Annotated in this window: 7 protein-coding genes; all 7 read right to left on the bottom strand. The window is 46.4% G+C overall.

The window, feature by feature from the left end; all coding sequences use genetic code 11:
• Nucleotides 1–180 (bottom strand): tail protein X (locus tag ACFILD_RS02970; RefSeq protein ID WP_375664736.1); only part of this gene is annotated, 180 nt, incomplete at its 3' end.
• The gene (locus tag ACFILD_RS02975; RefSeq protein WP_375664737.1) at nt 177–638 is read right to left on the bottom strand and encodes a phage tail protein; all 462 of its coding nucleotides are present in this window, start codon (nt 636–638) and stop codon (nt 177–179) included. The genes ACFILD_RS02975 and ACFILD_RS02970, both read right to left, overlap by 4 nt.
• Nucleotides 639–651: 13 nt before the next feature.
• Nucleotides 652–2,988, bottom strand: coding sequence for a phage tail tape measure protein (locus tag ACFILD_RS02980; RefSeq protein ID WP_375664738.1), 2,337 nt, complete (start codon nt 2,986–2,988; stop codon nt 652–654).
• A gap of 131 nt (nt 2,989–3,119) precedes the next feature.
• Complete coding sequence (locus tag ACFILD_RS02985; protein WP_375662960.1) at nt 3,120–3,533, bottom strand: hypothetical protein; 414 nt, start codon at nt 3,531–3,533, stop codon at nt 3,120–3,122.
• A gap of 9 nt (nt 3,534–3,542) precedes the next feature.
• Nucleotides 3,543–4,061: a phage major tail tube protein gene (locus tag ACFILD_RS02990; protein WP_375662961.1), complete on the bottom strand. Its 519-nt coding sequence runs from the start codon at nt 4,059–4,061 to the stop codon at nt 3,543–3,545.
• 3 nt (nt 4,062–4,064) lie between these two features.
• Entirely contained in the window at nt 4,065–5,348 is a 1,284-nt protein-coding gene (locus ACFILD_RS02995) for a phage tail sheath C-terminal domain-containing protein (RefSeq protein ID WP_375664739.1), read from the bottom strand.
• Between the two features lie 136 nt (nt 5,349–5,484).
• A partial coding sequence (locus ACFILD_RS03000) for a Bgr_08870 family protein (RefSeq protein WP_375664740.1) occupies nt 5,485–6,638 on the bottom strand: 1,154 nt, incomplete at its 5' end.

The raw sequence follows: 6,638 nt of genomic DNA on the forward strand, positions 1-6,638 counted from the left end.
TGGTAAAAACACACCATATTTGGCAATCTCTGGATTAGCTTCCAGTGTGGCTTCTAAATAACCGTTTAGTGCCCCAACTTGCCTCCGGTCTCTGAACACTGCCATGACATGGTGAAAGCAGAGGAGATCGAGGCTCATATCCTCTAGCTCTACAATAACATGCTTTTCTGGTATCTTCATAGAGTTTGTCCCACTTGGATTTGTCCCTCTTGGTATTGTCCTTGTGGTTTTCCGCCATTAAAAAAGGGCAAGAGCGTAATGGAATAGCGGATGCGCTGGGATTGACCAGAGCGACTGATATAGTCATGGTCTTTATTGATCGTGGTGATTACTACGGGTCCATGGAGAAGGACACTATAGGTGGTATCATTGATCCAATGAAGCATCTGGACCGGCTTTGCTCTTCGGATAGTTGTAGTGATGGCATCAATGGCTACCCGATCACCAAATTCTTCTGGAAACCAAACTCCATGAATGGTCTTTGCATCATTGCCATAGCCGGTAAATTGCAAACTGGGTGCCTTGCCAAAACGCTCCATACAAACCCATGAGGCAGAAAACTCTTCTTCAAAAGATTGGAAATTCAGCCAGTCCACATAAAATTGATGCGGTCCTAACATCATCAAAGGATCTCTCATAGGCTCCCTCCCCTCATTCTGTCCCGCCATGCAGCGCATTAGCGCGTGCCCGTTGCAAAGCATGGGCAACCGCACGACCAGTGGCCATGGGTTCACGCGCACCATTGACATGCACTGTGACATTTTGATTGTGTGTGATGGGGGAACGGTCTTTGTCTCTTTGCTCTCTCGCAGATGAATTTACAGGAGAAGCCCCCGCAAATTGTGGTATGGGCTGAATGGCTGTTTTACCCCCCAAAAAACTTGGCAAAAACTCTCTTACATCAATGGAACCAATCCACCCCTTAATGCGGCTAGGCAAAGATTTACAATAATCCATCAATTGTGAGATAGACGACATAAAGCCATCGACAATCGAATTAGCCAGATCTTCGCCCGCTTGTTCCATACCAGCCTTGGCAGCATCCGAGAGCTTTTCCTGTGTAAAAAAACTCTTCAACCATTGCCAAAAGTTGGAAAAGCTTTGTTTAACGCCCTCCCACAAATTGCCAAACCACTCGACAACAGAGGAAAGCTCTTGTTTAAACTTTTGCCAAGTTTGAGAGAAATCAAAAGCAGCAGCAATGATATTTTTCCATTTGGTGATGGTGGTGGTATCAGCACCAAAAAAGCGCATGACGGCTTCAAAGGCACGCCCCCAAGCCCGAGATACCCCCCGTGCAAAACCTTTGACAAAAGAAGAAAAACGATCCCAATATTTCCACAAAGCAAAACCAGCAGCAAGGATGACAGCCACAACAGCAGCAATGACCGCCCCGATCGGGGTAAAAATACCCCCCACAACAGAGGAAAGACTTGCCCCAACCACTTCGATCACTGTCCCCATCCAACCAAAAGAGGCAGCAAATGCACTTCCTGAGACAGCAATCCCCCGTAAAGCCCCTACCAGTAAAGTCATGGGGCGAAGAAGACGCAGCGCACTTCCACCAAAGCTTGCTGCTATTAAACCCAGCGAGCGCCCTGCGGCTGCTAAGCCCCGCCAGCTTGCAGCAACACCACGACTGAGTACTCTAAGCTTAATAAAAGAGCCCATCAATTGAAGAAGCCCAAGGCGTGTCCCGGCAAGAGTAAAGCGCAACACGCGCAGAGCAATATTAAAAGCCATGAGGGCGGCAATGGTTTTGATAATGGCGCTTGTTAAAGTTGGGTGCGCATTCGCCCACGCCATCAACCCATTGGTAAAATTACCAACAGTTTCCATGAGACTGTTGAGAGGAGGCAGAAGCACTTCACCAATGGTGATGCCCAGAGCCACAATACGGTTTTGTAAGAGTTCAAATTGCCGCATGGCACCGGTTGCTTGTTTGTCTGCTTCTTGTTCTACCGAACCTTTAAAGACTTGTGGATCTTTCACATACTCTAAAGCTTGCCCTAACAATTCGGGGTTACCCACCAATTTGGCAAAATCACCGGTAAAATCGCGCCCCGCAATGGCAATCAGCGAGCGCATCCCCTGTTCGGATTTACCCAACACATTAAAAAAGCGCACCAAGGTGCCGGTGGCATCTTTGTCCAGATCTTGCATGAATTTTTCGCGAGAAAGCCCGATATTGGCAAAAGCATCTTCAATATGTTTGCCCCCTGCCTGAATGCGCGCACTCATGGCATTAAAACCACGCGCGGCACTCTCAGGAACAATCCCAGCAGAAATCATCGCTGTACCAAATGCCGCAGTTTCGCGCGCTGTCAACTTAAACATGGTTGCCGCACCGGTGGCACGATTGGTAAAATCAGACACTTCACTGGCCTTTGCCGCCATGTGATTAGAGAGATGATTGATAGCATCGCCTAGATCTTCAATGCCTACCTGATTAAGCTTAAAGACATTGCGCAATTTGGCAAAGCGCTCCCCAATCTGATCTCCCGTCATATCAAAAGCTACAGCTGCTTTAGCGGCGTAAATGCTAAAAGCTTCTAGATCTTGTTCACCAATCCCTGCTTGGCTGGCACTGGTCATCAATTCTAAGACTTCACGCGCCGCTAACGGAATCTTGGTGGAGGTTTCAAGCGCAAAACGGCGCAATTCCTTTAAGCGATCAAGGGGGGCATCGAGAACCTTTTCTAATCCCTTCATCGATTGGTCAAATTGCATGGCTTTATAGAGCGGTGCAATTAAGGTTGCTGTTTGCGCAATGGCACCCACCATACGCCCGCGTGCTTGGATAAAAGCATTTTCCGCATTCTTTGTCGCATCCTCAAGATGCTCAGGGTCAAACCAATTTTTAAAGTGCTGCCTTGTCTTGTTTTGGAAATGCGCAACATCTGAACTAAAGGCTGCAAGATCACGCTTGGCAGAAGCTATCCCCTCTTGCAGATGATTGACAAAACGCACAACAAGGGAAACATCCATGACGATTCTTTATCCTAACTGATGGCTTTCATATTCTTGAGCTTTCAGGCGCGCGAGTTCTTCTCGATAGGCAATCACATCCAGCCAATCCATCTGGTTAATCTCTGAAGGCGCCCAGTGATAATAAAGGGCTAGTTCTGCCCCAAATTGTCTGGCAGAGAGGATTGGCGTTGCGTAAAAAAAGCAAAAAAAGCCTTCAATATTGCGACAATATCCATCACATCAACTCGATCAATCAATTCAATAGATTCACGTGACATATCAGCCAAAAGTGCTGTGATGCCTTCTGTTGCCTCACTTGTGAACAAAACTTGAGAAAGCTTCGTGATAAGCACATCATTGCTCAAAGTTGTTTTTTGCTCTCCAAACTCAGGAAGCAGCAGCTCTGTCAATTGTGGTCCAATGAGCACCGCTAATTGCTTGGCATGCTTAAAAGTGGGGCGATAAAAGGTCAGTTTCTTGCATAGAGTTTCTTTGCCACTTTTATCTTGATAAAGAAACGGAACCTGCAATTCCACGTCAATGCTGGTTTGTAAACTTGTCATGATCAATTCCTATAAATTGAGAATAGAGCGGCGGCGAGAACCGATCTCTTGCCCATTGCGGACAAGCCAGCCGCCCCGTTTAAAAGAAAAGCGGTGCAAAACAGAACCATCCCAAAATTCCGTATAGTCCCAAACATTTTTGATCTCGCAATCATAGCCTGTCGCTTTTCCAGCTGTTAAGCCTTCGCTATCGACTTTGACCAACCGCCCTGTCACATCAATGGAATGTTCATGCTCACGTCCATCTTCTTCAGAGATCACATGTTTTTTGCCAGTGAATTTATGACGAAGACCAGGAGGACCACCAAAAATACCGATGACCTCAGGGGTATGGCTGCGGATTTTCATTTGTAAACTCAAAGCTTTCACACCAAGACCGCTCACATCAATTTGCATATCAGAGCCCCCTGGTTGATAGGTTTCTGTAATTTCTTCCAACGTAGGTAATTTGAGGGTTTCAAGATCAAGGTGAAGATTCACATCATCATCAACAATCAGCGTAAAACCGCGTACAATGCGTAAAGTCATGCTCTAACTCCTTGCTGCTTTGCGATAAGTTTCAAGCGTATCGCCAAATTGATAAGTCATTTTCTTTTGGATATCTTGCGCCAAACGGTCAAAATAAGCGCTATTGCGCCGGCTGCCGAAACTCAAATCTTCTAAAGGTGGCACTTCTTCTGCATCAAACTCGACCCGCAATTTTCCCAATTGCAAAGTGCTGTTGGAATTTAAATCACGATCAAACCAAACCCGGCCACCCAAAAGCGCACCCCGCGCAATCAGATCATCAAGAAACTGTGTAAGGCTGCGGGTAATGGCAATAACATGTTGACCAGTAAGGTTTTCATCATTGGCCCAAGGGCGGAAATTGTTAATGATGGTTTTTTCCAAGGCTGTACGGGTGCGCACCACATTGACAAAACGCCACAATGGGTCACTGGAGGTGGTATGGTTGCCCCATAAAATGCGCCCATTGGAAGCTACTTCTCCCTGCGCATTTTGGCTAAGCCGTGCTGGAATAAAGGTCGCAATATCGGCTTGGTTAAGGCGATTTGCCTCATGATCAATTTCGCCATCAAAATAGCTAATGGGGCGTGCTGTCCCTAAAATGCCATGCACATCTTGGTTGGAAGGAGACCAAAAAACACCGCCCCTTTGCTTGTCACGTTTGATAAACATGGCTGCTGCAAAAGGACTTGCGGGTTTAACACTAATACCCCCCTCACGATTTGCCACCCGTACAAAGGGGTCAATCAAATAACAAAAGCGTGAGGAAAAATCTGCACGATAGGCAAGACTTTCTTCCGTGTTTTTACCCCCCGTATCAAAAACCGCAATCGCTTGCAGCTTTTCTGCCACTTGTTCCAGTGCATCTGCCACGGGGTTTTTACCATTATCAAGGCGCCCTGCACTATAAGCCGGTGCTAAGAGAATTCCAGGTTCCACACCCAAATGCCCCCGCGCATGCGCTAAGGCATGCACACCGGTCAGTCGAGCGTTTGATCCCACCATTTCGGTTTGTGTCTCAGCAATGGTTGACTTTTCTTCCACCCGCACAAGGATAATTTGTGCCTCAATCCCCTGTGCGCACACAGCATTAATAACATCAAGAGCTGTGCCTCTTGTTCCAAGCTTTTGGATTTTTTCTGTCTCATGGGTGAAGACCAACACGGGCTCGTCGAGGGGAAAAACTTGGTTGTCAGCATCAGGGGCTGTAACAACCGCTCCAATGGCGGTCTGATCAAATGTTGCTAAAGGACGGGAATCCTCACCAGCCTCTACAATGCGAATCCCATGATTAAATTCTATTGCCATTTTGCTCTCCAAATCAATGAAGAGACCATAACAACAAGAGCTCCCTTTCATAAGTCTGACACTGTCAGTCAAAAAGCCCTTTTAAAGGGCTTTAAAGGGGACTTAAAGACGGAAGAGCATACAAGCCTTTAAACGCTTATACAAAGATCTTTAATTTAACTGCGCCATCACCACCCCGTCCAGCACCATTTACTGTTCCATCTTCACCATCTCGATAACCGCCACCGCCACCGCCGCCATATCCTTTTTCAGCTCCGCTTCCTCCATTGCCACCATACTGGCTTTTTCCTCCCTTACCTCCATTATTAGCTATACCACTACCACCACTCCCACCACTCCCACCTCCACCTGCTCCACCATAGGTACTATCCCCTCCATCACCGCCACAACTATCATTAAAGCCACCACCTCCTCCTCCGCCTCCATGCCAAGGATGTTCTTTTCCCGCATAACCATTATTATTACTACCACTTGCAGTTCCATAACCACCTGAAACTCCACCACCACTATTTCCACCAATATAACCGTTATTCCCCTTACCACCCCGTGCTGTAAGAATAGAACCAACTAGCGTATTACCACCATTAACACCATTTCCATATCCGCCTTTTCCAATAGCCACTACATCATTATTCTGTAATTGGCGTTTTTGAATCTTTAAAGAAATACATTCACCACCACCACCTCCTCCACGTTGGCCACCGCTCCCGCCACCTCCCCAAGCCATGATTTCAATATCAGTGTCATCTGTCACCCCATCAGGCCAAGGAATATTACCACTCTGCAACATAACGATTTCAATGTACTCTTCTTTACGCTTTTTGATTAAAGCATCCAAAAGAGCATCCACTTGCACCTTGGTATAAACAGCTTCACCATCAACTCTCAAAGGTCCTTTCAAGGTACTTCCATTTGTGCTTAAACTTGTCACCGTTTCACCATTATGAATAAGGCTAAACGACGAATTACCCAAAAGTTCTAAGCCACCACTCATGGTGACTTTGCTGGTAAATTTATTATAATTCTGCCATTCATTTGGGCTTGTGAGGCGCCCATAGCTGGTCATATCTTGATTAATCTTGGCTCTAAAATCATCAAGCCCCACGATATCTTCGGTTTTATGTTGATGCGCGCCTAATAGTGAGACAGCACTGCCAAAGGTAAAGTTATTGTTGCTTGATTTATAGAGAACATAATTGTTGGCAGCATCTTTTGCGCCTTCGATATCGCTTAAATCAGCAAATGAGAAAGTTTTATCCGCTGCCATTTTGCCATTGAGAGCGCTTTCTA

The sequence above is a fragment of the Bartonella sp. CL162QHHD genome, assembly GCF_042195435.1.
Lineage (GTDB): Bacteria > Pseudomonadota > Alphaproteobacteria > Rhizobiales > Rhizobiaceae > Bartonella.